Annotated in this window: 25 protein-coding genes and 2 tRNA genes; 18 read left to right on the top strand and 9 right to left on the bottom strand. The window is 60.3% G+C overall.

Annotated features, from left to right (window positions below):
* The first annotated feature begins 12 nt into the window (after nucleotides 1–12).
* The 5 genes from HNR55_RS09330 (at nucleotide 13) to HNR55_RS09310 (ending at nucleotide 5,665) form a co-directional block, all read left to right on the top strand.
* Nucleotides 13–474, top strand: coding sequence for a RidA family protein (locus tag HNR55_RS09330; protein ID WP_086646354.1), 462 nt, complete (start codon nucleotides 13–15; stop codon nucleotides 472–474).
* Nucleotides 475–492: 18 nt separating this feature from the next.
* Nucleotides 493–1,653: a GNAT family N-acetyltransferase gene (locus HNR55_RS09325; RefSeq protein ID WP_166114530.1), complete on the top strand. Its 1,161-nt coding sequence runs from the start codon at nucleotides 493–495 to the stop codon at nucleotides 1,651–1,653.
* 133 nt (nucleotides 1,654–1,786) lie between these two features.
* Complete coding sequence (folD, locus tag HNR55_RS09320; RefSeq protein WP_166114534.1) at nucleotides 1,787–2,698, top strand: bifunctional methylenetetrahydrofolate dehydrogenase/methenyltetrahydrofolate cyclohydrolase FolD; 912 nt, start codon at nucleotides 1,787–1,789, stop codon at nucleotides 2,696–2,698.
* On the top strand, nucleotides 2,695–3,444 hold the full coding sequence (locus HNR55_RS09315) for a methylenetetrahydrofolate reductase (RefSeq protein WP_166114537.1): 750 nt from the start codon (nucleotides 2,695–2,697) through the stop codon (nucleotides 3,442–3,444). Before folD ends, HNR55_RS09315 begins: the two co-directional genes overlap by 4 nt.
* 73 nt (nucleotides 3,445–3,517) lie before the next feature.
* Nucleotides 3,518–5,665: a hypothetical protein gene (locus tag HNR55_RS09310; RefSeq protein ID WP_166114540.1), complete on the top strand. Its 2,148-nt coding sequence runs from the start codon at nucleotides 3,518–3,520 to the stop codon at nucleotides 5,663–5,665.
* Between the two features lie 41 nt (nucleotides 5,666–5,706).
* On the opposite strand, the gene HNR55_RS09305 is transcribed toward HNR55_RS09310, so the two are convergent.
* Together HNR55_RS09305 and HNR55_RS09300 are read right to left on the bottom strand one after the other, a co-directional pair.
* Nucleotides 5,707–6,201 (bottom strand): kinase inhibitor, encoded by a 495-nt coding sequence (locus HNR55_RS09305; protein WP_166114543.1) that lies wholly within the window; start codon nucleotides 6,199–6,201, stop codon nucleotides 5,707–5,709.
* Nucleotides 6,202–6,215: 14 nt separating this feature from the next.
* The gene (locus HNR55_RS09300; protein ID WP_166114546.1) at nucleotides 6,216–6,428 is read right to left on the bottom strand and encodes a hypothetical protein; all 213 of its coding nucleotides are present in this window, start codon (nucleotides 6,426–6,428) and stop codon (nucleotides 6,216–6,218) included.
* A gap of 168 nt (nucleotides 6,429–6,596) precedes the next feature.
* Between HNR55_RS09300 and queA the strand changes: the two genes are divergently transcribed.
* Genes queA through HNR55_RS09280 form a run of 4 tightly spaced genes read left to right on the top strand, consistent with a single transcriptional unit; the run spans nucleotide 6,597 to nucleotide 10,258 of the window.
* Nucleotides 6,597–7,658 (top strand): tRNA preQ1(34) S-adenosylmethionine ribosyltransferase-isomerase QueA, encoded by a 1,062-nt coding sequence (queA, locus tag HNR55_RS09295; RefSeq protein WP_166114549.1) that lies wholly within the window; start codon nucleotides 6,597–6,599, stop codon nucleotides 7,656–7,658.
* Between the two features lie 36 nt (nucleotides 7,659–7,694).
* Nucleotides 7,695–8,855: a tRNA guanosine(34) transglycosylase Tgt gene (gene tgt, locus HNR55_RS09290; protein WP_166114552.1), complete on the top strand. Its 1,161-nt coding sequence runs from the start codon at nucleotides 7,695–7,697 to the stop codon at nucleotides 8,853–8,855.
* Nucleotides 8,856–8,900: 45 nt separating this feature from the next.
* Nucleotides 8,901–10,013 (top strand): tRNA epoxyqueuosine(34) reductase QueG, encoded by a 1,113-nt coding sequence (gene queG / locus HNR55_RS09285; RefSeq protein ID WP_166114555.1) that lies wholly within the window; start codon nucleotides 8,901–8,903, stop codon nucleotides 10,011–10,013.
* Entirely contained in the window at nucleotides 10,010–10,258 is a 249-nt protein-coding gene (locus HNR55_RS09280; protein ID WP_166114558.1) for a ribbon-helix-helix domain-containing protein, read from the top strand. The genes queG and HNR55_RS09280 overlap by 4 nt, the downstream gene beginning before the upstream one ends.
* A gap of 42 nt (nucleotides 10,259–10,300) precedes the next feature.
* Here the strand turns inward: HNR55_RS09280 and HNR55_RS09275 are convergent, their stop codons facing one another.
* Together HNR55_RS09275 and HNR55_RS09270 are read right to left on the bottom strand one after the other, a co-directional pair.
* Nucleotides 10,301–11,173 carry a PhzF family phenazine biosynthesis protein gene (locus HNR55_RS09275; RefSeq protein WP_166114561.1) on the bottom strand — a complete coding sequence of 291 codons (873 nt, stop codon included), beginning with the start codon at nucleotides 11,171–11,173 and terminating at the stop codon, nucleotides 10,301–10,303.
* 54 nt (nucleotides 11,174–11,227) lie between these two features.
* Nucleotides 11,228–12,157 carry a ketopantoate reductase family protein gene (locus tag HNR55_RS09270; RefSeq protein ID WP_166114564.1) on the bottom strand — a complete coding sequence of 310 codons (930 nt, stop codon included), beginning with the start codon at nucleotides 12,155–12,157 and terminating at the stop codon, nucleotides 11,228–11,230.
* A gap of 117 nt (nucleotides 12,158–12,274) precedes the next feature.
* Between HNR55_RS09270 and HNR55_RS09265 the strand changes: the two genes are divergently transcribed.
* The 3 genes from HNR55_RS09265 (at nucleotide 12,275) to HNR55_RS09255 (ending at nucleotide 14,841) form a co-directional block, all read left to right on the top strand.
* The gene (locus HNR55_RS09265) at nucleotides 12,275–13,102 is read left to right on the top strand and encodes a TerB family tellurite resistance protein (RefSeq protein ID WP_166114568.1); all 828 of its coding nucleotides are present in this window, start codon (nucleotides 12,275–12,277) and stop codon (nucleotides 13,100–13,102) included.
* Nucleotides 13,103–13,343: 241 nt separating this feature from the next.
* Complete coding sequence (locus tag HNR55_RS09260) at nucleotides 13,344–14,192, top strand: MlaA family lipoprotein (RefSeq protein WP_166114571.1); 849 nt, start codon at nucleotides 13,344–13,346, stop codon at nucleotides 14,190–14,192.
* 25 nt (nucleotides 14,193–14,217) lie between these two features.
* The gene (locus tag HNR55_RS09255) at nucleotides 14,218–14,841 is read left to right on the top strand and encodes an MlaC/ttg2D family ABC transporter substrate-binding protein (RefSeq protein WP_166114574.1); all 624 of its coding nucleotides are present in this window, start codon (nucleotides 14,218–14,220) and stop codon (nucleotides 14,839–14,841) included.
* Between the two features lie 68 nt (nucleotides 14,842–14,909).
* On the opposite strand, the gene HNR55_RS09250 is transcribed toward HNR55_RS09255, so the two are convergent.
* From HNR55_RS09250 to HNR55_RS09240, 3 genes are all read right to left on the bottom strand, one after another.
* Nucleotides 14,910–15,407 (bottom strand): GNAT family N-acetyltransferase, encoded by a 498-nt coding sequence (locus tag HNR55_RS09250; RefSeq protein ID WP_166114577.1) that lies wholly within the window; start codon nucleotides 15,405–15,407, stop codon nucleotides 14,910–14,912.
* Between the two features lie 58 nt (nucleotides 15,408–15,465).
* Entirely contained in the window at nucleotides 15,466–17,145 is a 1,680-nt protein-coding gene (gene ettA, locus HNR55_RS09245; protein WP_166114580.1) for an energy-dependent translational throttle protein EttA, read from the bottom strand.
* 76 nt (nucleotides 17,146–17,221) lie between these two features.
* A tRNA-Ile gene (locus tag HNR55_RS09240) sits at nucleotides 17,222–17,295 on the bottom strand.
* A gap of 157 nt (nucleotides 17,296–17,452) precedes the next feature.
* On the opposite strand from HNR55_RS09240, the gene ppa reads away from it, so the two are divergent.
* The 3 genes from ppa (at nucleotide 17,453) to HNR55_RS09225 (ending at nucleotide 19,226) form a co-directional block, all read left to right on the top strand.
* Nucleotides 17,453–17,980: an inorganic diphosphatase gene (gene ppa, locus HNR55_RS09235; RefSeq protein WP_166114583.1), complete on the top strand. Its 528-nt coding sequence runs from the start codon at nucleotides 17,453–17,455 to the stop codon at nucleotides 17,978–17,980.
* A 192-nt stretch (nucleotides 17,981–18,172) separates the two neighbouring features.
* Nucleotides 18,173–18,991 (top strand): DODA-type extradiol aromatic ring-opening family dioxygenase, encoded by an 819-nt coding sequence (locus HNR55_RS09230; RefSeq protein ID WP_166114586.1) that lies wholly within the window; start codon nucleotides 18,173–18,175, stop codon nucleotides 18,989–18,991.
* A gap of 158 nt (nucleotides 18,992–19,149) precedes the next feature.
* Nucleotides 19,150–19,226: transfer RNA gene (locus tag HNR55_RS09225), tRNA-Asp, on the top strand.
* A 129-nt stretch (nucleotides 19,227–19,355) separates the two neighbouring features.
* Here HNR55_RS09225 and HNR55_RS09220 read toward each other — a convergent pair.
* Both HNR55_RS09220 and HNR55_RS09215 read right to left on the bottom strand, forming a co-directional pair.
* Entirely contained in the window at nucleotides 19,356–19,883 is a 528-nt protein-coding gene (locus HNR55_RS09220) for a carboxymuconolactone decarboxylase family protein (RefSeq protein ID WP_166114589.1), read from the bottom strand.
* Between the two features lie 200 nt (nucleotides 19,884–20,083).
* Nucleotides 20,084–20,626, bottom strand: coding sequence for a peroxiredoxin (locus HNR55_RS09215; protein ID WP_166114592.1), 543 nt, complete (start codon nucleotides 20,624–20,626; stop codon nucleotides 20,084–20,086).
* 166 nt (nucleotides 20,627–20,792) lie between these two features.
* Here HNR55_RS09215 and HNR55_RS09210 point away from each other — a divergent pair, with 166 nt between their 5' ends.
* The 3 genes from HNR55_RS09210 to HNR55_RS09200 all read left to right on the top strand — a co-directional run bounded on the left by HNR55_RS09210 (nucleotide 20,793) and on the right by HNR55_RS09200 (nucleotide 22,740).
* Nucleotides 20,793–21,722 (top strand): hydrogen peroxide-inducible genes activator, encoded by a 930-nt coding sequence (locus HNR55_RS09210; RefSeq protein WP_166114595.1) that lies wholly within the window; start codon nucleotides 20,793–20,795, stop codon nucleotides 21,720–21,722.
* A gap of 154 nt (nucleotides 21,723–21,876) precedes the next feature.
* Nucleotides 21,877–22,002, top strand: a complete 126-nt coding sequence (gene ykgO, locus HNR55_RS09205; protein WP_003625637.1) for a type B 50S ribosomal protein L36 — start codon at nucleotides 21,877–21,879, stop codon at nucleotides 22,000–22,002.
* A gap of 3 nt (nucleotides 22,003–22,005) precedes the next feature.
* Nucleotides 22,006–22,740, top strand: coding sequence for a tetratricopeptide repeat protein (locus HNR55_RS09200; protein ID WP_166114597.1), 735 nt, complete (start codon nucleotides 22,006–22,008; stop codon nucleotides 22,738–22,740).
* The last annotated feature ends 4 nt before the right edge of the window (nucleotides 22,741–22,744 follow it).

The raw sequence follows: 22,744 nt of genomic DNA, 5'->3' as shown, positions 1-22,744 counted from the left end.
GAACACAACGCCATGAGCACCCCCCAATCCCGTCTGGCCGAACTGGGTATTGACCTGCCCACACCCGCAGCCCCCGTGGCCAATTACGTCGCCTGTGTGCAGACAGGCTCGCTCCTTGTGGTTTCAGGCCAGTTGCCGTTGCACAATGGCAAGCTGTTCGCCACCGGCAAGCTGGGGGACGCCGTGAGTGTGGAAACAGCGGTGGAAGCCGCGCGTTACAGCATGATCAACGTGATCGCGCAGGTTAAAGCGGCAGTGGGTGACCTCTCCCGCGTCAAGCGCGTGGTACGTCTGGGCGGCTTTATTGCCTGCACGCCAGATTTTACGGCCCATGCTTCCGTCATGAACGGGGCGTCTGATCTGGCTGTAGCCGTCTTTGGGGATGCCGGACGCCACGCCCGCTCCACCGTTGGCGTACCCTCCCTGCCGCTGGATGCCCCGGTGGAAGTGGAAGGCCTGTTCGAGATCGCCTGACCAAGCGGAAAAAAACTCATGGCTGACTGGTCCGTTACCCTGCACAACAGCATTCACGACATTCCCGCTGCGGAATGGGCGCAATGCGCAGGGCCGGATAACCCTTTTGTCAGTCATGCGTTTTTAAGCGCACTGGAAGACAGCGGCTCCACCGGCCAACAAAGCGGGTGGGTGCCACGGCATGTGCGCCTGCATAGCCCCGATGGGCAACTGGCCGCTGTCTGCCCCGCCTACCTTAAAGGCCATTCATGGGGCGAATACGTCTTTGATCAGGGCTGGGCCCGTGCGTTTGAAGCCGCGGGGGGCCGCTACTACCCCAAGCTCCAGATTGCCATCCCCTTTACCCCCGTACCCGGCCCCCGCGTGCTCCTCCACCCCAATGCCCCACCGCAGACCACCGCCGTTATGGCTGATGCCCTGCGCCAGATCTGTACGGATACGGGCCTGTCCTCCGCCCATGTGACCTTCTGCACCGAAGCAGAAAGTACGGCCCTGCACCAGCAGGGCTGGCTGCCCCGCCTTGGCCTGCAATACCACTGGCACAACAGGGGCTATGCAACGTTTGACGATTTTCTGGCCACTCTCTCCGCCCGCAAGCGCAAGAGCATCAAACGCGAACGACGGGATGCCAACGCCGCAGGACTAACGTTTGAAACCCTGCAAGGAGCCAGCATAACGCAGGCGGACTGGCAGGCGTTTTACCAGTTCTACCGCAATACGATCGACCGCAAATGGGGCAGCGCTTACCTGAGTGCCGAGTTCTTCCCGCTTATGGCGCAACGGCTGGGCGAGCGGGTCGTGCTTATGCTGGCGCGCAACGGCTCAACCCCCGTGGCCGCGGCCCTGAACCTGATGGGTACCCATACGCTCTATGGCCGCAACTGGGGGTGCGAAGGCAACTGGCCCTTCCTGCATTTTGAACTCTGCTATTACCGCGCCATAGATTTTGCCATTACCCACGGCCTGCAACGGGTGGAGGCAGGCGCGCAGGGAGAGCACAAAATCCAGCGTGGCTACGAGCCAACCCTCACCCACTCCGCCCACTGGCTGCAAAGCCCCGGCCTGCGCAATGCGGTGGACCGTTTTTTGCAGGCCGAACGCCCCGCCATACTGGCCGAAGCACAGGCCCTGAGCACGTTAACCCCCTACAGGCAGGACCTCCCGCCTCAGAACCCCTAGTACTCAGGCCCTTCCCGGCCCCTTGGCAAAGCGGGCGGGCAAGGGTTGCAAACATTGTCGGCAGGTGTTTTTTTGCGTATGCCCGCCTGACCCTTTTCCCACCTGTTTACGCGACCGGACCGGCACAGAACTGATGAGCAGCACATCCCACACCCTCCCCCCCGAACATCAGGCCAGCCTGATTGATGGCAAGGCGTTTGCCGCAACCGTGCGCCAGCAGATCCGTGAGGATGTTCTGGCCTTCCATGACCAGCACGGCGTAACCCCCGGACTGGCTGTTATTCTGGTTGGCAACGACCCGGCGAGCGAGGTGTACGTTAAAAACAAGGCGATCCAGACACATCATGCCGGCATGCGCTCCTTTATGCACATGTTGCCCGAAACCACGTCCGAGACCGAACTGCTGACCCTGATCGGGCGGCTGAACAACGACCCGGAAATTCATGGCATTCTGGTGCAGCTCCCCCTGCCCAACGGGCTGGATGCACGCCGCATTACCAACGCCATTCTGCCTGAAAAGGATGTGGATGGTCTGGGCGAGGTCAATGCTGGCCGTCTGGCCGTAAACCTGCCCGGCATTGTGCCCTGCACCCCGCTGGGCTGCCTGATGCTGCTGCGCGACCAGCTGGGGGACATGAAGGGCCAGCACGCCGTGGTTATTGGCGCATCCAACCTTGTGGGCAAACCCATGGCGCTGCTGCTGCTGGCAGAAGGCTGCACGGTCACCATCGCCCATATTCACACGCGCGATACCGCAGCCCTTGCCCGCGAGGCGGATATTCTGGTTGTGGCAACCGGCTGCCGCGAGCTGGTGCGGGGCGACTGGATCAAACCCGGTGCCACGGTGATTGACGTGGGCATTACCCGCACCCAGACTGCAAGTGGTAAAAGCCGCCTTGTGGGGGACGTGGCATTTGACGAGGCCGTAAAGATTGCCGGGCGCATTACACCCGTGCCGGGGGGCGTTGGCCCCATGACCATTGCCTGCCTGCTCAAAAACACACTCACCGCGGCCCAGATGCAGATCGAGGGAAAAACCGAATGAGCCTGAACCGCCTGTGCGTTGAACTGATCCCCCGCTCCGCAGACTCTCTGGAGCAGGACGTAAAAACTGTTCAGACGGTTTTTCCCGCGGCGGATACGCTCAATGTGCCCGACCTCATGCGCTTTCCCCTGCGCAGCTGGGATGCCGCAGCCCTTCTGCGCCCGGTCTTCCCCCGTGTTATTCCGCATATCCGCGCCATAGACATTGCCCCCCACGCCCCCCTGCCCGGAGCCGGGCAGGACGGGCTGGAGGAAATTCTGGTCGTGCACGGGGACCCTCCGGCCGACCTGTCCATGCGCACATACCCCAACAGCACGGAAAGCATTATCCGCCGCTACCGTAAGGAAGCGCCGCACCTGAATGTTTATGCCGCGTTCGACCCCTACCGCCGCGCGCCGTGGAAGGAGCTGGAGGACGTAGCCCGCAAAAAGGAAGCTGGAGCCTGCGGTTTTTTCACCCAGCCGGTCTTTGACTACAAACTGTTCGACCTGTGCCGCGAATGGTTGCAGGGCGAAAACGTGTTCTGGGGTCTGTCCCCCGTTATTGGCCCGCGTTCACGCTCATACTGGGAAACCACAAACCACATTGTGTTCCCGAAGGATTTTTCCACAACGCTTGAATCCAACATAGCCTTTGCCCAGACTGTCCTACGCGAACTTGGGCAGGACAAGGGATCGGCCTACCTTATGCCCGTACGCGTTAAACTCGAACACTACCTGCCCGCCCTGCTTGATGCGGTGGCCTGAACAGGCGCACTGTTCCCGACAAGCGTTTAACATGTGTGGTGCCGGGCAGGCCACTAGGAGCAACGGGGTAGGCATGGCGTTTTATCTTCTCTCCTTTCATGGCGCTCTGGTTGGCTTTACCGGCCAGCGCCTGCACCCGCTCTGCCCCACAATGGGCACAAGCCGCACAACCGCCCCTGTTGCGCTGGACATGCAGCACAACACGCTTACCCCCGGCGGAGCCTTTGTGCGCGCCCAGCCACTGGGTACGGCGGCCCACACGCGCCCTCTGGTCGCACTCAGAGCTGGCAATGCGTATCTTTCCAGCCGAAGCCCTACCCAGTTTGATGTTGTTCCCCTGTGCGCCACATGGGAGCATTTTCTGCTCATCTCCCCCGAAAGTGCTGACCTGCTCCGCACCCTGCTGCGCAGCACCTGGCATGATGGCCAGACCTTTGTGGGGCAACCCACCTGCACCGGCCATGAACTGCGGCTTGGCCCGCACACATGGCCCGTGGAGCAGCTACAGGCCGAAATCCGGGCCGACACACTCACCCTGTGGACCCATGCGGCCCCCCGGCGGGTTGCGCTGCGGGTATGCCCGTCCCGCGCTTTGGAAAACCTGATCGAAAACGTGACCGACCTGCTGGAGATCGGGGCCTTCCGCCACGCACTCAGCCCCTGGGCCACGGTGGATGACGTGCACGAACAGGTGCTTAAACTCAGCATTACCCCTTCGGCCATTGCTCCATGTATTGGTCTGGCCCAGCTCTGCTGCCAGTTCGGGCAGGGGGAACTGGGCGCGCAATTTGCAGCCTATGCGCAGTCTTTTGCCCAGATCGCCGATCTGGTGTGGTTGCAGGCCCTTATAGCCCTGCGCCTGCACGACCATGAGCGCGCGGCAGACCTGCTGGCCCTTGCGCTGCGTGAGCGCTACCCCAGACATGATTTTTCGGACACACTCCCCGCACTCCTGACACGCCTGCGACAAGGCGAGGATGCGCTGCTCCTGATCCCCGACATGCTGTACGAGCACGACCTGCCCGGTTTTGACGAGCGGTTTGACACCCTGCTGGTGCCCATGCGGCTGGCCGCCAGCAATGGCCCGGACATCCGCCAGATCTACGCCATGCTGTTCGAAAACGCCTACCAGCGGCTCAACACCACCAAGGACCTGCGCCTGCTGGAAACAGAAGCCCGCCTGAACGGCCTGAGCTGGTGGACAGAAACCGCCATGGGCCACACAAGCTGGCTGGCCGGGCTTATGGCCGAGGCCGATGCCCACTATGCCATTGCCCGCCGTCTGGCCTTGCAGGAAGGAGCCATGCCAGCGCCGGACAATACTGGGATTTTTTCCTGGCTGGGGGCGCAGGAATGCCGCCAGCTTGCCAGCCGTGCCGTACCCGACCGCACGGGTGTTTCCCGCTGGGAGTGGCAGTTTGGCAGGGCGGAAGTACCCCCTGCCCTGTGTCTGGTCTTTGCGTGCGACAGTGCACACTTCCACCATTTGCCCGGTCTTATCCTGTCCCTGCTTCAGGCATACCGGCAGGATCGTTCCTGCGGGCCTGTGCAGCTTTGCATTGGCATTGCCAACCCCAATGCCGAGCAGCTGGCTTTTTTACGCACCATTGCCGACTGGCTGGAACTCTACGCCACCAGCCTGCGCCTGAGCTTTGGCCATGGCCCCGCAGCCGAGCAGGACACAGCCCTTGAACCCGCATTGCGTTACTTAATTCTGCCCGACATTGTGGCCCGCTTCCGCTGCCCTGTGCTTACGGGGGATTGTGCCGGGTATTTTCCCGCCAATACGGCCACATTGCTGCGCACGCTCAAAAACACGGCCTCTTACGGGTTTGATCTGCCCCTGTTCGACCAGAATGGCCGCCAGCACAGCGGCACACCATGGAGCATTGGCACGGACACCGCCTATTTTGGCGAACCCGAACGCCTGCCAGCCATTGCGGCGTTCATGAGTGATTACCTGAACACCGTTTATACACCCCGCAGCATGGCCCATACCGCCATGGACCGCTGCGCGCTGGCGCAAATGCTGCGCCACTTCATTCTGCCCCGGTGGAACGAGCTATCCATCCGGTTCCTGAACGAAGGACCAGATATTCTGGTCATGCCAGCAGGGAGCATTGCCTCCAGCGCGATGCTGGTTTCGCAGGCGGATGTCCTGCATGATCTGGCGGTACACACGCCCCGCAGACCCGCAAAACTCCCCCCACCAAACGCCTGACTGGCCAGCCCGCAACATGCGGGCCAGCCATACACAGGGGGTTAATGTTTGCTGCTACCGTACAGGGCAGTCAGGCTGGCCGAAGCCAACTGGTGGTGGTGCACCATAAACCCGACCAGAGCAGGGCTTGCATCTGCTGTTACGTCCAGCGTGGGCACGTCCAGCGCATAAACTGTAAACACATAACGGTGCACCCGCCCTGCTGGCGGTGCGGCCCCGCCATAACCGGGTACGCCAAAGTCCGTGCGGACCTGCACGGCTCCATCGGGCAGGCCAGCTTTGCCCGAACCCGCTCCCTGAGGCAGAGATGTTACGGTTGGGGGCACATTCACCACAACCCAGTGCCACCAGCCAGAACCGGTTGGGGCATCGGGGTCATAAACCGTAATCACAAAGCTTTTGGTCCCCTGCGGCGCGCCATGCCACTGCAAGGCGGGGGAGAGGTTCTGCCCGCTCTGGCCCATACCATTGTAAACCTGAGCCTGAGGGAGGACATCCCCATTGGCAAAAGCCGGACTTGTCAGAACAAATGCCATGCCCAAAGCCCCTCTTACCAGTTCTTGCTGATCAGCCAGAACTCTTCGGATGTCAGGGTCACGCGCTCGCCAGAGTCGGCGGCCGCACTGGCCAGCGCTTCAATCCGTTCAATCATGATCACCTTGCGGACATGTGCTTCGGATGTTTCAGCACTGGTTTTAAGAACACCAAGCGAAACACCGGAAGCCTTGGCCACGCGGGCGGCATCGAGCAGAGCATAGGACATGCTGGAACGTCTCCTTAAATCATACCTGTGCGCCAGAGTGGAAGTGCTCTGGCGGTGTGGAGTAGAATCTGGCCCTGTGCAGCCATCAGCGCAAGCCCCTGCCGGGTGGAGGCTGCCCTCCCTTTCCCTCTGGCATTGCGCTGCCCTATTGCGTAAACCCGGCACACCATGAGCAACCGCACCGAAGATTTTGACTTCCACCTCCCCGAATCCCTGATCGCGCAGGAGCCTGCCCGCCCGCGTGAATCCGCACGCCTGCTGGATGCAACAACCCCGCACACGCTGGTTGACCGCCATGTGCGCGACCTGCCCACCCTGCTGCGCAGGGGTGATCTGCTGGTGGCCAACAATACCGCGGTTATCCGGGCACAACTGCACGCCCTGCGGGGGGAGGCCAGAATTGGCATTACCCTCGACCAGATCCGTCCCGATGGCACATGGCATGTTCTGGTGCGTAACGCCCGCAGGCTCAGGGTGGGGGATACGCTTACCTTCGCCCACTCGGACCAGACAGCGCAGGTTGTGGCTCTGGAACCCGGCGGGGGGGCCAACCTGCGCTTTTCATGCGAGGGCGATGCGTTTGATACGTTTTTGCAAACTGCAGGAGCGCTGGCACTCCCGCCCTACATCCACCGCCCCAATGGCCCCACGGCGCAGGACAGCAAGGACTACGCCACCATTTTCGAGCGTTACAAAGGGGCCGTGGCAGCACCCACCGCCGGGCTGCACTTTACGCCAGACCTGCTGGACGCAGTGGACGCCACAGGGGCCGAGCGCTGCACCTTAACGCTGCACGTAGGGGCAGGCACATTCCTGCCCGTGCGCGCGGATGATATTGCCCACCACCACATGCATTCCGAACACGGGGTCATCACCCCCCAGACTGCCGAGCGCATTAACGCAACACGGGCTACGGGGGGGCGCATTATTGCCATAGGCACCACCACCCTGCGCGTTTTGGAAAGTGCGGCCGACGAGCACGGCATTGTGCACCCCTTTGCGGGGGAGACGGCCATTTTCATCCGTCCCGGCTACCGCTTCCGGGCGGTGGATGTGCTGATGACCAACTTCCATCTGCCACGCTCCACCCTGTTCATGCTGGTCTGCGCCTTTGCGGGGCAGGAGCGTGCAAAGGCGGTTTATGCCCATGCGCTGAACACCGGCTACCGTTTTTATTCCTACGGCGATGCCTGCCTGCTTGAATGCGCAAGCAGCATCCATGCCCGCTAACCCCCTACCTCCGTTCCACCCAGCAAGGACCACCCGATGAGCCGTTTCCACTGGACGTGTGAAAGCACCGATGGCGCAGCCCGCGCAGGCATGCTGCATACAGCCCACGGCCCCGTGGCTACCCCCACCTTTATGCCCGTAGGCACGGTGGGCACGGTCAAGGCCATGACCATGGATGCCGTGCGCTCCACCGGTGCGGGCATTGTGCTGGGCAATACCTACCACCTTATGCTCCGCCCCGGCGCGGCACGGGTGCGGGCACTGGGGGGGCTGCACCGCTTTATGGACTGGTCCGGCCCGATCCTGACCGATTCGGGGGGCTTTCAGGTCATGTCGCTCGGAGCACTGCGGCGGCTGGACCAGGATGGCGTCACCTTCCGCTCGCATATTGATGGTTCCGAACACCGACTGACACCAGAAAGTTCGACCGGCATCCAGCATGATCTGGATGCCACCATCACCATGTGTTTTGATGAATGCCCGGCCCTGCCAGCCCCACCCGAGGCTATTGCCGCATCCATGCGCCTGTCCATGCGCTGGGCCGCCCGCTCGCGCGAGGCCTATGTGCAGCGTACGGGCTATGGCCAGTTTGGCATTGTGCAAGGCGGCACGGAAGGCGACCTGCGCGCTGAAAGCGTAAAAGCCCTGACCGATATCGGGTTTGAAGGCTACGCCATTGGTGGCCTTGCCGTGGGCGAGGGGCAGGAGCTCATGTTTGCAACACTGGACACCACAACCCCGCTTATGCCGCAGGACAAGCCACGCTACCTTATGGGGGTTGGCACGCCAGACGACCTGCTCGGCAGCGTGCAGCGCGGCGTGGACATGTTTGACTGCGTTATGCCCACCCGAGCAGGCCGCACCGCGCGCGCTTACACCGAGCGGGGCACACTCAACCTGCGCAATGCCCGCCACGCCACGGATGCCCGCCCCATTTCCCCCCATTGTGACTGTCTGGCCTGTACGCGCCACAGCCGCGCCTATCTGCACCACCTGTTCCGTGCGAACGAAATTTTAGGCCCCATGCTGCTGACATGGCATAATATTGCCTATTACCAGCGGCTCATGCGCCAGATCCGTGAGGCGATCATGGACAAAAATCTGGAAGCCACAGCCGCGCGCATACGCAGCGAATGGGCAGCACAGGACTGGACGGAAGATGACATGCCACAACCCTACATTCCGCCCATTCCCTAAAGCACGCATCCCCCTGACCTTCCTCTCCGAACCAGCCCTTTACGCATGACAGAGGCCACACCTTCCGCCCCAGCCCCCCAGACCAGCACTCTGCATCCGGGCAGCCGCCTGAGTGCGCGCATCCGGGACAAGGCGCTGGAACTGGGGTTTGACGCCATTGGCTTCTGCCCGGCCACACTGGGACCGGAGGCGCGTGTGCGCCTGCAGGATTTTCTGGCAAACGGATACCACGGCGAAATGGACTGGCTGGCCGACCGTACGGAGCAGCGCAGCCAGCCTACGGCCCTATGGCCCGAAGCCCGCACGGTTATTGCCCTTGGCCTGTCCTACGCCCCGGAGGGCGATGCGCTGGCCACCTTGCAAAACCCCGACTGTGGCAATATTTCCGTCTATGCCCGCCACCGGGATTACCATGATGTGCTCAAGGGCATGCTCAAACATCTGGCCCAGTTTGTCGTGCGCGAGGGCAGGCAGGCCCATCCGGCCGCTCCGGAGGTCAAGGTCTTTGTGGATACCGCCCCCGTGGCCGAAAAACCTCTGGCGCACAAGGCCGGGCTGGGGTGGCAGGGCAAGCATACCAACCTTGTCTCCCGCCAGCACGGGAGCTGGCTGTTTCTGGGCGAAATCTACACAACGCTCGACCTGCCAGCCTCCCCACCCTCCGGCGGGGGATGTGGCAGTTGCACCCGCTGCCTGAACGCCTGCCCCACACAGGCTTTTCCCGCCCCGTACCAGATGGATGCACGGCGGTGCATTTCCTACCTGACCATAGAACACGCAGGCCCCATACCCCTGCCCCTGCGCCCCCTGATGGGCACCCATATTTACGGATGTGATGACTGCCTGGCCGTGTGCCCGTGGAACAGGTTTGCCAAAATGGCCAGCACCATCAAACTCCAGCCCAGAGCAGACCTGATAGCCCCGGACCTTGCCACCCTCAGCCAGCTTGACGATGCAGCGTTCAGAGCCCTGTTTTCAGGCTCCCCCATCAAGCGGATCGGGCGCAACCGCTTTATCCGCAATGTGCTGGTTGCCATGGGTAATTCCGGCAGGGCACACCTGTTACCCCACGTCCGTGCCCTGACCACAGACCCAGACCCGGTTGTGCGCGATGCCGCAGACTGGGCCATGACACAGCTTGAAAGCCCCACAGCATGAGCAGACATTTGCGCAAACGCAGCCTGATACTGGCCGGGCATGACACAAGTGTAGCGCTGGAGCCCGCCTTCTGGACCGTGCTGGAACGCATGATTGCCCACCAGAATGTCACGCTGGTCCAACTGGTAACACAGGTGGATGCAACCCGTGTGCCCGACCAGTCCCTTGCCTCCGCCCTGCGGGTCCATGCTGTGGAATGGCTGCAACAGCACATACAGAGCCAGAGCCTAAAAGAGCCGCTCTAACCCACGCATTGCCCGCACACAGGCGCGAAGCCCCCTGCACGGCTAACCAGCCAGACGGCCTTCCACGGTGGTCACGCACTGCCCGCCCACGTCCACCGCACCATCTGCGCCAACGCGCACAGAAATACGGCCCGCGCGCCCAACGCAGCCCCCCTGCGTAGCCAGATACTGCCCTTGCCCAGACGGCAGAAGACCCTGCACATGGCGGAACACGGCCACGCTGCCATTGCCGCTACCACAAACCGGGTCCTCGTTCACACCCTGCGATGGAGCAAAGGAGCGCACCTCAATATCCACACCGTCAGGGTCATGGGCTGCAAAAACACTGATCCCGGTTGCGCCAAGACGCTGCTCAAAAACCTGCGAACGCCCAAAATCCGGCCGAAGCGCCAGAAGCTGTTCCACACGGCTCACGCGCGCTACAATCCAGACCGGCCCGACATCCACCATCATCGGTGGGGCCGTGTGATCCACGGGCACACCCAGAATAGCTTCCAGTTCCGCTCTATCGGCTTCATCCAGCGTAACGTGCCGGGCGGGCGGCAAAGCAAAAGACAGAAAGCGATCTTCCCCACTGCCATTAACGTGCAGCGTCACAAGGCCAACCCCGCATTCCTGCACCAGTTGCCCCTGCCTTGGCACGACGCGCCCTGCCTCCAGTGCAGCGTGCGCACTGCCCAGTGTGGGGTGGCCTGCAAACGGCAGCTCGTTCCGGGGGGTAAAAATACGCAGCTGATAATCTGCCTTATCGCTTTGTGCGGGAAGCAGAAACGTGGTTTCCGACAGGTTTGTCCAACTGGCAATGGCCTGCATGGCCTGTGTATCCAGCCCCTGCGCGTCCAGCACGACGGCAACCGGATTGCCCGCAAACGGCACTTTTGTAAAAACATCCACAACTTTGTAAGTACGTTGCATGAGAGTTCTCGCCTGAATTCGAAGTTGGCAATGCTCCGCCGGTAGAGGCCATGCTTATGAAGGCTGCATGGGTTTTATGGCCGATAGCAGGCCCAGAACAAAGCGATTAAGCGGTACATCCAGACCATGCCGGTCTGCTGCGCGGACAATAGCCCCGGTTATGGCATCATACTCCAGAGGGCGACCTGCCTGCCGGTCCTGCAACATGGATGTAGCACTCTCTGGCGGCACGCTCTGGAGCCATGTCATGGCCTCCTCTACATGTTGCGCCGTAAGGGCGGCCCCTTCGGCCTGCCCGACCCGCACCACTTCGGCCATGACCTGCCGGGCATTGGCCGCACAGGCTGGCTCACGCATAACCCCCGTACGCCTGCCGCACAGGGCAGTCAGCGGGTTGGCGGCACTGTTCGCCAGCAGTTTGATCCAGACCGCACTCACCATATCCGCGGCAAGCACAACCCGTAACCCGCCTGCCTGCAAAGCCGCTGCCACGTCCTGAACAGGAGCATCCGCGGGAAGGCACATATCCACCGGGCCGATTCGGCGCAGGACCGAACACCCCGGAGCCGACCGCTGTGCATTAAAATAGGCAATGACAGGCAATGCCACGGCCACAGGCGCATAGGCAGCAATCCGCTCACGGTGTTCCAGACCATTCTGCACAGCCAGAATACGCGCATCCGGCCGGTTGAATGCCGCAATCCACTCCGCCACATCACCTGTCTGATACGCCTTGACCGCCACCACGGCCACTGTGCACGGGCCAAGCTCGGCCGGGCTGCGGGCATGCCGGACCGGGTATTCCGCCTCCTGCCCGGCCTCCTGCACATGAAGGTGTGCAAACGGGCTGCGCGCACCACAGATCCATACCCCCCACCCAGCGCGGGCAAAGGCTGCGGCCACAACAAGCCCGACCGCCCCTGCGCCAATCAGGGCAACGGCGAGCGGCGCAGGCGCCTGCTCAGAGGGTGTGTTTGTGCGCATGCCTTGTCCTTTCTGGTACTGTTTGCAGCCAATGCGATATTGGCACATTGCTGCCAAGCTCTGGCACCCACCCGGCACAGGCTAGGGTTCCGCTCCAGAACATGATAAAAGACCCTTATGGCGATATGGGGCAAAATATTTGGTGGCGTAACCGGCTTTGCCGTTGGCGGTCCACTAGGTGCGGCGTTGGGCACGGCTTTGGGCCATGCCGCGGACAGCGGCACATTGCTGCAACCACCCGCTGTTGGCTGGAGCGACCGATGGGCTGCCCGCGCGCGCCCCGACCCCAACGGCGCGGCAGCCTTTGTCGCTGCCAAACTGGCTGCCACACTGGGCAAAAAAGACCAGCTTTACGGGCTGACCTGCGTTATTCTGTGCGCCAAACTGGCCAAGTGCGATGCCCCGGTTAACCGGCGGGAGATCAACGCCTTCAAAACCCGCTTCCGTGTGCCCGACGAGAACATGCGCGACATTGGCCGCCTGTTTGACATGGCCCGCCAGAGAACAGACGATTACGAAGCCTTTGCCCGTGAACTCGGGCAGGCTTACGGCACGGACAAGCCCCCGCTGGAAGATCTGATGGGGATTCTGTTCGCCATTGCCCGCGCCGATCTGGCGGCGGATGAACCCCTTGCCCCGGAGGAGCTGCGTTTTCTCAAACGTGTGCATGCCCTGTTCGGGCTGGGGCGCGGAGCGTGGGAACGGGCCGAACAGGGCCGGGCCCGCGCGGCCATGGGGGAAGATGACGCCTATACCGCTATGGGGGTGAGCGCCTCCCTCTCCAACGAGGAACTGCGTGCGCACTGGAAAAAACTCGTCCGGCAGTACCATCCGGATGTCATGGCCGCGCGCAACGCCAGCCCCGAGGAGGTGCAGGTTGCCTCGGTCCGCATATCCAGAATCAATGCCGCATGGGACATCATCAAACGCGAGCGCGGACTGTAACACCGGATTCCCTGTGCCCATCACATCCCGGGCAGGATGTGCGACTTTATGGCAACAGAGATTGCAAAAATCTATTCTTCCCGGCAAAAAGGTAACATGCAAAGGGCAATTTTTGTCCCCTGCCCTCTACGCAGAGAAGCCCTGCCATTGCACCCTGCGTTTCTCATGGTAGAGAAGGCAGCAATAAACAGGTCTGCCCGGCAGGCCATGCGGACGTCACAAGGTAAAGGTAAAGGCGGCAATGATTTCAGGACGGAACGGCTCATGGCTCCGCCCTCGCGCACAGGATCAGCACGATCAGGCGCGGGAAGGTTCCTCGGTACATCGCCGTTTCCGTCTGGGAACACTCTGCCTTGGTCTGGTGCTGCTCGGCGCCACCGGATGTAGTTCCATGAAAGCCCCTGTGCCTACGGACCCCGACGCTCTGGCCGAATACAAGGCCGCGAACGATCCGTATGAACCGTTGAACCGTAAAATGTTCAACATGACCATGAAGTTCGATAAATGGGCTCTCCGCCCGGTTGCCAAAGCCTATGTGTGGGCCGTGCCCCGGCCCGTACGCAACTCTCTTGGCAACATGATTACGACCATGAACGAACCCTCCGTCTTCTTTAACGACGTCGGGGCTGGCAAGCCGCGCCGCGCGGGGGACTCGTTCGTACGCTGGTGCATTAACATGACCGCAGGCGTTGGCGGGCTGATTGACGTTGCCAAAATGGCGGGCTTTCCCCACCACGATAACGATGCGGGCCTGACCATGGCCAACTGGGGCATTTCCTCCGGGCCTTATCTATTCCTGCCCATGGGGCCATCTTCCTTCCGTGACGGGATTGGTTACGGCATTGATCAGGGGCTTTCCCCCTGGGATTACGTGCCACGTGGTTACGGGCTTGTCAGTTTCAACTGGGCCTATAACATGATGGGGGTCGTGCATGGCCGCTCCGAGCATCTGGAAGATCTGGATGCCCTCCAGCGCGATGCTCTGGACCCATACGCCACCATTCGCAGCGCTTACCAGCAGCAGCGGAAAGCACAGGCCGAGGCCATCAGGAATGACCGCCGCGCCACCGTGCCTGACTGGTATCAATAACTAACAACAAGAAGGTAGCGCAAACATGAGACTCCTTTCTGGTCGCCGTATTGTTCTTGCCACTCTGGCCCTGACATGCGCCAGCGGACTGTTTGCCCTGCCTGCCCGTGCGGCGGATAACGCCAAGCAGTTCATTCAGAGCTTTGGCACCCAGCTTGTTGCCATTGTTAACAGCCCCGTCCCCCTGTCTGAAAAAAAGATCAAGGTTCTTCCTCTGGTTCAGAAGAACGTGGATATTGATGGTATCGGCCGCTACTGCCTTGGTCGCTACTGGAAAATTGCCACACCTGAACAGAAGCAGCGTTATCAGGCCCTTTTCCATGAAGTGCTGGTCAATGCCATTACCGACAAGCTGGGTGAATACCGCGGTGTCAGCTTTACCATTGGTGATGTCACCAGATCCGGCAATGAAGATTCCGTAAACGCCATTCTGACGCGCCCGCAGCAGCCACCAGCCTCCATGCAGTGGATTGTCGGTTACGAAAACGGGCAGCCGCAGGTTGTGGACGTTATCGGGGAAGGTGCCAGCCTGCGCCTGACGCAGCGTAACGACTACTCCTCCTTTATCGCCCGGAATGGTGATAGCGTGGCGGCACTGCTTTCCGCCCTGCAAAAGCAGCTGGACCGCCACAACCAGTCCACCAACTGAACCGCTAAAGCCCGATCTAGCGGGGCAACCCCCGGTCTGGCGGAAAGGCACCCATCGGGGTGCCTTTTTTATGCCCGCTTGCTTTCATACACCATCATTGTCTGCCCATTTCTGGCAAATGTCTCGCAGACATGCATCCCGATACTGCCCAGAATGGTACGCGATGCCACATTGCTTTCCGATGCCACGGCAATAACCCGGTGCAAACCGGCATCATGCGCAAAGTTAAGGGCCGCGTTGGCAGCCTCACGCGCAATACCACGCCCTCTTGCGCTGGCAAACAGGGCAAAGCGTAACCCGAACCCGCGACCATCTGGCCGATCGTGGATACCGGTCATGCCGACAAACTTGTTATTTTCATGAATGGTAAAAATACCGACGCGATGACAGGCCCAGAAAGCAATGTCATCCGCCATCTCACGCTCGGCCTGCTGGCGGGTACAAACACCCCCCAGCATCTGGCCAAAAGCGCCGCCATCGGCCTTCAGGCGTGCCATATCTTCCATATCCCGCCATGTCACGGGCTGAAGAAGCAGGCGGGGTGTGCGGACCGAGCGTAAATCCACCGCTCAGCCCCCGTAACAGTGGAAGGCTCCACAGGGAAGCCTTCGCACAGGCATGCCGTTAACGGGCAAGCGGTTTGTAATGGATGCGGCCCGGCTCGGTCGCATCCGGGCCAAGGCGGCGGCGCTTGTCTTCTTCATAAGCCTGAAAGTTACCTTCAAACCACTCAACGTGGGAATCACCTTCAAACGCCAGAATATGGGTGGCCAGACGGTCAAGGAACCAGCGGTCATGGGAGATAACCACGGCGCAACCGGCAAACTCGGCCAGTGCCTCTTCAAGCGCACGCAGGGTATCCACGTCCAGATCGTTGGTCGGTTCGTCGAGCAGAATCACGTTGCTTTCCTGCCGGAGCATCTTGGCCAGATGCACGCGGTTACGCTCACCCCCCGAAAGGACGCCAACCTTTTTCTGCTGGTCGGACCCTTTGAAGTTGAAGGCTCCCACATAGGCACGCGACGGCACGGCCCGCTTGCCCAGATAGATGACATCCGTCCCGCCTGAAATTTCTTCCCACACGGTTTTATCGGGGGACAGGTCATCACGCGACTGGTCAACGTAGCCGAGCTTTACGGTTTCCCCGATTTTCAGCTCGCCTGAATCTGGCTTGTCCTGCCCGATGATCATTTTGAACAGGGTGGACTTACCAGCACCGTTTGGCCCGATAACCCCCACAATACCGCCCGGTGGCAGTTTGAAGCTGAGGTTATCAATCAACAGCCGGTCCCCAAACCCTTTGGTCAGGTTGTCGGCCTCGATAACCGTGCCGCCAAGGCGGGGACCGGGGGGAATGACAATATCAGCCACACCACCCACTTTTTCCGCACTGGCGGCCAGCATTTCCTCATATTTGGCAATACGGGCCTTGCTTTTGCTCTGGCGGGCCTTGGGGCTGGCGTTAATCCACTCCTGCTCGGCGGCAAGAGCACGCTGACGGGAGCTTTCTTCCTTTTCTTCCTGCGACAGGCGCTTGCGCTTCTGTTCCAGCCAGGAGGAGTAATTGCCTTCAAACGGAATACCGCGACCGCGCTCGATTTCCAAAATCCAGTTGGTCACGTTATCCAGGAAGTAACGGTCATGGGTGATGACCATAACCGTGCCGTCGTAATCCCGCAGGGTTGTTTCCAGCCATGCAACGCTTTCCGCGTCCAGATGGTTGGTGGGTTCGTCAAGCAGCAGCAGGTCGGGTTTTTCCAGCAGCAGGCGGCACAGGGCCACGCGGCGGCATTCCCCCCCGGAGAGTTTTTCTACCGAGCTGTCAGCAGGCGGGCAGCGCAGGGCGTCCAGCGCGATTTCCAGCTTGCGATCCAGCTCCCAGCCGTCGCCTGCGTCAATTTTTTCCTGCAGTTCAGCCTGTTCGGCCAGCAGGGCGTTCATTTCATCGTCTTCCATGGGCTCGGCAAAACGGGCAGAAATCTCGTTAAAACGATCAACTGCCTTTTTCAGGTCGCCAAAGCCCAGAGCAACGTTTTCGCCCACGGTCAGTTTGGGGTCGAGCTGGGGTTCCTGCTCCAGATAGCCAACCCGCACGCCTTCAGCCGCCCAGGCCTCGCCGCCGTATTCCTTATCAATCCCCGCCATGATCTTGAGCAGGGTGGACTTACCAGCGCCGTTAACGCCCAGAATCCCAATTTTGGCACCCGGCATGAAGGACAGGGTGATGCCCTTGAACACTTCGCGCCCACCGGGATAGGATTTTGTAAGATCCTTCATCACATAGACGTATTGATAGGATGCCATGATGATGAACTCCCGTTATGCGGAATAAACTGAAAAAATGAAGCGGCTACAGGGTGCGCTGCCGGCTGGGACAGCCTGCGCCCGGCAGGACTTGAACCCGCAACCAAGCCGTTATGAGCGGCCCGCTCTAACCAATTGAGCTACGGGCGCGCAGGCGAGTATCTGATTACGCAACCAGAGCCATTTGGCAAGGGTCTGGGGCAGGAAAATCCATATATCGCCCGTTTAAAATCCGGCTCTTGGCAAGCCGCAGGTGGGCGGATAGGGTCTGCTGCATTCCCTTTGTTTATCGGTTGGAGCAGTGTTCATGGACGTTTCCAAACTTTCCCCCGGCAAGGACGTGCCGTTCGACATTAACGTTGTTATTGAAATCCCGCAGGGTTCCTCAGTCAAATACGAAATTGACAAGGAAAGCGGCGCTCTGTTCGTGGACCGCTTCCTGTTCACGCCCATGGCCTACCCCACGGCTTACGGTTTTATCCCCAACACGCTCGCAGCCGATGGTGACCCCACGGATGCTCTGGTCCTGACCCCCACAAACGTGGTGCCGGGCAGCGTGATCCGGGCCCGCCCCATTGGCGTGCTGAAGATGGAAGACGAATCCGGTCAGGACGAAAAAATCATCTGCGTCCCGCACGACAAGGTGCATCCTGAATTCTCCAAGGTTGAAACCACGGACGACCTGCCCGAAATCACGATCAAGGCCATTGAGCACTTTTTCACCCGCTACAAGGACCTTGAAAAAGGCAAGTGGGTTAAAGTGACCGGCTGGGGCACGAAGGAAGAGGCCGGGGACTTTATTCTCAAGGCTCTGGAAGCCGCAAAAGCCAAATAAGGCGCGCTTTCTCCTGACCTGCAACAGGCATGGCCGCTACGGTGCGCCATGCCTGTTGCAGCGTACCTGCACACCCGGCATCACACCCTGAGTGTGAAATATATTCCGTATAGCGCGGATTATCAGCCCACCAGTTTTGCTCCATGCTGTGAACAACACCTCCGACCCTTTCATTCTGTCATGGTGATGTTCATGCCTGCCCCTGCTGCCGCAACGCCCCCCAAACAGCCAACCCTGTTCATCCCCCATGGGGGTGGTCCGTGCTTTTTTATGGACTGGCCACAGACATGGGACCACATGGCCGCCTTTTTGCGCGGACTAAGCGCCACGCTCCCACAAAAACCAGATGCCATTGTGGTGGTTTCCGGCCATTGGGAGGAGCAGGTGCCCACGCTCATGTCCGGTGCAAAACCGGGCCTGATCTACGATTATTACGGTTTTCCCGCCCATACCTACACGCTGCAATACCCTGCCCCCGGCAGCCCCGCACTGGCAGCCCACATGCGTACCCTGCTGGAGCAGGCAGGCTTTGCCAGTGCCGAAAATGCCGAACGGGGGTTTGACCACGGTGTGTTCATCCCATTCATGCTGGCTTTTCCTCAGGCTGATATTCCCGTTGTAGAGTTCTCGTTGCAAAAGGCGCTGGACCCGGCCGAGCATCTGGCCATTGGCGCAGCATTGGCCCCCCTGCGGGCAGACAACGTGCTGATCGTGGGCACGGGCCTGAGCTACCATAACCTGTCCCATTTCATGAGCGGTTCACCCGTAACCGACGCGCCTGCAAAGGCATTTGATGCGTGGCTGACCCGTAGCGTCTGCGCGCCACCGCCAGAGCGCACCGCGCAGTTGACCCACTGGGCACAGGCCCCCGGTGCGCGCCTATGCCACCCCCGCGAGGAGCATCTGCTCCCGCTGATGGTGGCCGCCGGTGCAGCCGGGCAGGATTACGGCCAGCAGATTTACAGCGATACAGTGCTGGGCAAGGCGCTCTCGGGCTACCGTTTTGGTTGAAGCGGCTCTTGTGCGGCCAATTTTATACGGCCGTACAAGACGGCTCGGGCAAAAATGCACTTCTCTGCATTTTTTTATGAAATGCCTGTTGCCAAAGCAAAAAACATCGTTATAAAGCCCCACATACCGACGCACATGACTGATGAGCGTTGGAAAATGCGGGTGTAGCTCAGTTGGTTAGAGCGCCGGCCTGTCACGCCGGAGGTCGCGGGTTCGAGCCCCGTCACTCGCGCCACTTTCCTTTACATATTTATCGTATCAGAAAGTGGCGTCGAGCGCCCCTTTGCGCCCCCCCACAAAACCCCCTGTAACCGGCCGCCAGAACGACCGGTTTTTTATACACTGCCCTTACGCTGGGTCGTGCTTACTGCTGCAAGGCATCCGCACCCTGCAAGGTTACAGCAACTGCATGCACTGTTGCGGCAATCCGTGCCGCAGTCTGCACCGCAGCCGCGCCAAGCGCATCTCGCACGATTTTTTCGTGGCTGGTCACGCACATGTCACATCCGTTGATGATCGACACGGCCAGACACCACAGCTCAAAATCCGCTTTATCCACGCCGGGGTTGCCAATCACGCTCATGCGTAGCTGTGCTGGCATCTTGGTGTATTCGCCACCCGCCATATGCACAAAGCGGTAGTAAATATTGTTCATGCCCATAATGGCGTTGGCAGACTGCGCGGCAGCCAATGCCTGCTCGGACAGCGTATCGCGGAACTGGGCCACAATTTCACGCGTCACATCATCATTCCGCGCGGCAAGGGCGGAGGCAATGAACGTGCCGCCAAGCTGCTGCGGGGTCAGGGTAATATCGCTCGCCAGTGACCCCAGATTCAGGCGCAGATCCTTGGCGTAATCGGGAATACGGTCTTTGAGTGCATCTATAGACATGGCTTTTTCCGTCATGATTTATTTTGGAAAAATCTGTGCCAGACCAATACATGGAACCTGGAGCACAAGGCACAGCCTGAAAACGGCTGGAAGCGGGCCAGAAAGCCCCGACAGAAGAGTGAGCGGGTGCGGCAGAATACGCAGGTATGCCACCGCAACCACTCCCGGCCCGCAAACGCGAACCGGGTCGTGCGTCAGACTCAGACTTTGATAAAGTCTTCGCCCTTTTTCCAGTTGCACGGACACAGCTCATCGCTCTGCAGACCGTCAAGGATACGCAGGATTTCCTGCGGGTTACGACCAACGGACAGGTCGTTGACGGACACATGACGGATCACGCCGTGCGGGTCGACAATGAAGGTGGCACGCAGGGCAACGCCAGCGTCCTTTGCCATCACGCCCGTGCCTTCGGTCAGTTCGCGCTTGATGTCAGCCAGCATCGGGATCGGCAGATCCTTCAGGTCAGCGTGGTGCAGGCGCCAGTTGAGATGCACGAACTCGCTGTCGATGGACACGCCATACACAACCGCATCACGGTCTGCGAAGTCCTTGGACATCTTGCCAAAAGCCACGATTTCGGTCGGGCAGACAAAGGTGAAGTCCTTCGGCCAGAAGAACACCACTTTCCACTTACCGGCATCGGATTTGTCGGAAATCTGAACGAATTCGCCCTTCAGGCCTTCCGGCCCACCCGGAACGGCGGTCAGATCAAAGCTGGGAAACTTATCGCCAACGGTCAGCATATGTTTGCTCCTTGTTTCTGGCACAGTGCCTGACCCTGCTTCAGGCTGGGTCAGGCGGTGCAGGTATGTATGACCCGCCTTTTTCATTTAATCCAATGAATATTTTATATAAGAACAATTGAAGGTATCGATTAACCATTCTCTGGTTTTCAGGTAGGACTTGGCCATGCTTCCCCTCCCCTCCGCACAGCAGCTCCGCTACCTGATCGCCCTTTCCGAACTGCGCCACTTTGGCCGGGCCGCGGCGGCCTGTGCCGTAACCCAGTCCACCCTGTCTGCCGGGATTATGACACTGGAGCGCCAGCTGGATACCCCGTTGCTGGACCGCACCGTGGGCAAAAAAGTGGTTTTTACCCCTCTGGGGCACGAGATCGCACTCAAAGCCCGGCAGGCACTGGCCGCGCTGGAGGCCGTGCCCCAACTGGCCGCAGCCGCCCGCACCCCTTTGACTGGCCCATTACGACTCGGGGTTATTCCCACCATTGGCCCGTTCCTTATCCCCCGCACGGTGCATATCCTGCGCGAGCACTTCCCCCGCCTGCTTTTGTCCCTGACAGAAGACACCACAGAACATCTGCTGGAAAAGCTCTCCCTTGGGCAGCTGGACATGCTGGTGCTGGCCATGCCCTGCCTGTGTGATGGCACGGAAACCCACCCCCTGTGGCAGGACCCCTTTTATGTGATCATGCCCTCCAATCACCCCTTTGCGGCACTGGAGAGCGTGCCCGTGGAGCGGTTGTCCGAATACAATATGGTCATGATGGAAGATGGGCACTGCCTGCGCGAGCAGACACTGGCCATCTGCCGCCAAAGCCCCAGCCGCAGTGGCGCGGAAGGGGAGAGCGAACCCACCTTTACCGCCATGTCCCTCCACAGCATGGCGGAAATGGTGGAACTGGGTCTAGGAATCGCCATCATGCCAGCTCTGGCCATTAACGGGGGCATTCTTAAAAACCGTAAAATTGCCGCCCGCCCCCTTGCCGATGGCGCAGCGTGGCGCACCATTGGCCTAGCCTGGCGACCCCGCTCCCCCCGGACTACTGATTTTTCCACTCTGGCCAGCACGCTGCTCACACTTGCACTGGACCCTGCTTAAGCGCTCAATCTGCCCGCCTCCATGCGATAAAACGCGCTCTAGGCGGCAAAATCCGCAAGAAAAATGCGCGGAATATTGACTCAGGCGCACGGGGCCGGTATGTGCCGAGCCAACTTATTTATGCATTGAGCGGCATCGACGGAGAATACGGGCCATGAAAATCAGAAATAGCCTGAAGTCAGCCAAGGTGCGCGACAAAGACTGCCGTGTGGTTCGTCGTCGTGGCCGGGTTTACGTCATCAACAAAAAGAACCCCCGCATGAAGGCCCGTCAGGGCTAATTCATGGTTGGTCTGGCCCTTACGGGCAAGCTTATCATGATGATCATGCATAAAGCCCGTTCCCTCGGTCCCCGAAGGAACGGGTTTTTGTTTTTCGGCCTGTCCACAGCCCTCAGCATTACGGCTGTCCCTGCTGCATGGGCGGATACAGCGCCCAAAACCCAGCCAGCCCCTTTGGCAGCCCCAGTTCCAGCAACTGGCACTGGCACTGGCACTGGCACTGGCACTGGCACTGGCACTGGCACTGGCACTGGCACTGCAAAACAGATTGCCCTGCTGGTCAAGCAGCTTGCCCAAGCCCCAACACCTGAAGATGCCCATACCCTGCAAGAAAGGCTTGAAACCTTACGCGCAGCGCACCTTTCCCCCACCACGCAACTTCTGGTCCGCCGTGCGGAAAAAGACCTGACATCCGAAAAGCCGGATGATGCCGTGGACGATATGGGGGACGCACTGGCGCTTCAGCCCGATCAGGCCATTCTGTGGCGCACCCGTGCCCAGATGCGCCTTGTCGCAGGCAACCTGAAAGGCGCTGTATCAGATTTGGGGGAGGCCCTGATGCGTGACGCGGAGGACGCACAGAGCTGGAGCCTGCTGGCCAGTGTGGAAGAACACCTGAACGATGGTCAGGCCGCACTTAAAGCATGGCAAAAGGCAACCGCCCTCAACCCCATGCTGGACAGGAGCCACAAACGCTCCGATTCCCTACGCATCAAGGCTTTTGGCCAGCCAACCTGAGCAG

The organism is Acetobacter lovaniensis, assembly GCF_014207635.1.
GTDB lineage: Bacteria > Pseudomonadota > Alphaproteobacteria > Acetobacterales > Acetobacteraceae > Acetobacter > Acetobacter lovaniensis.
This window is presented reverse-complemented; position numbering and strand designations above follow the sequence as displayed.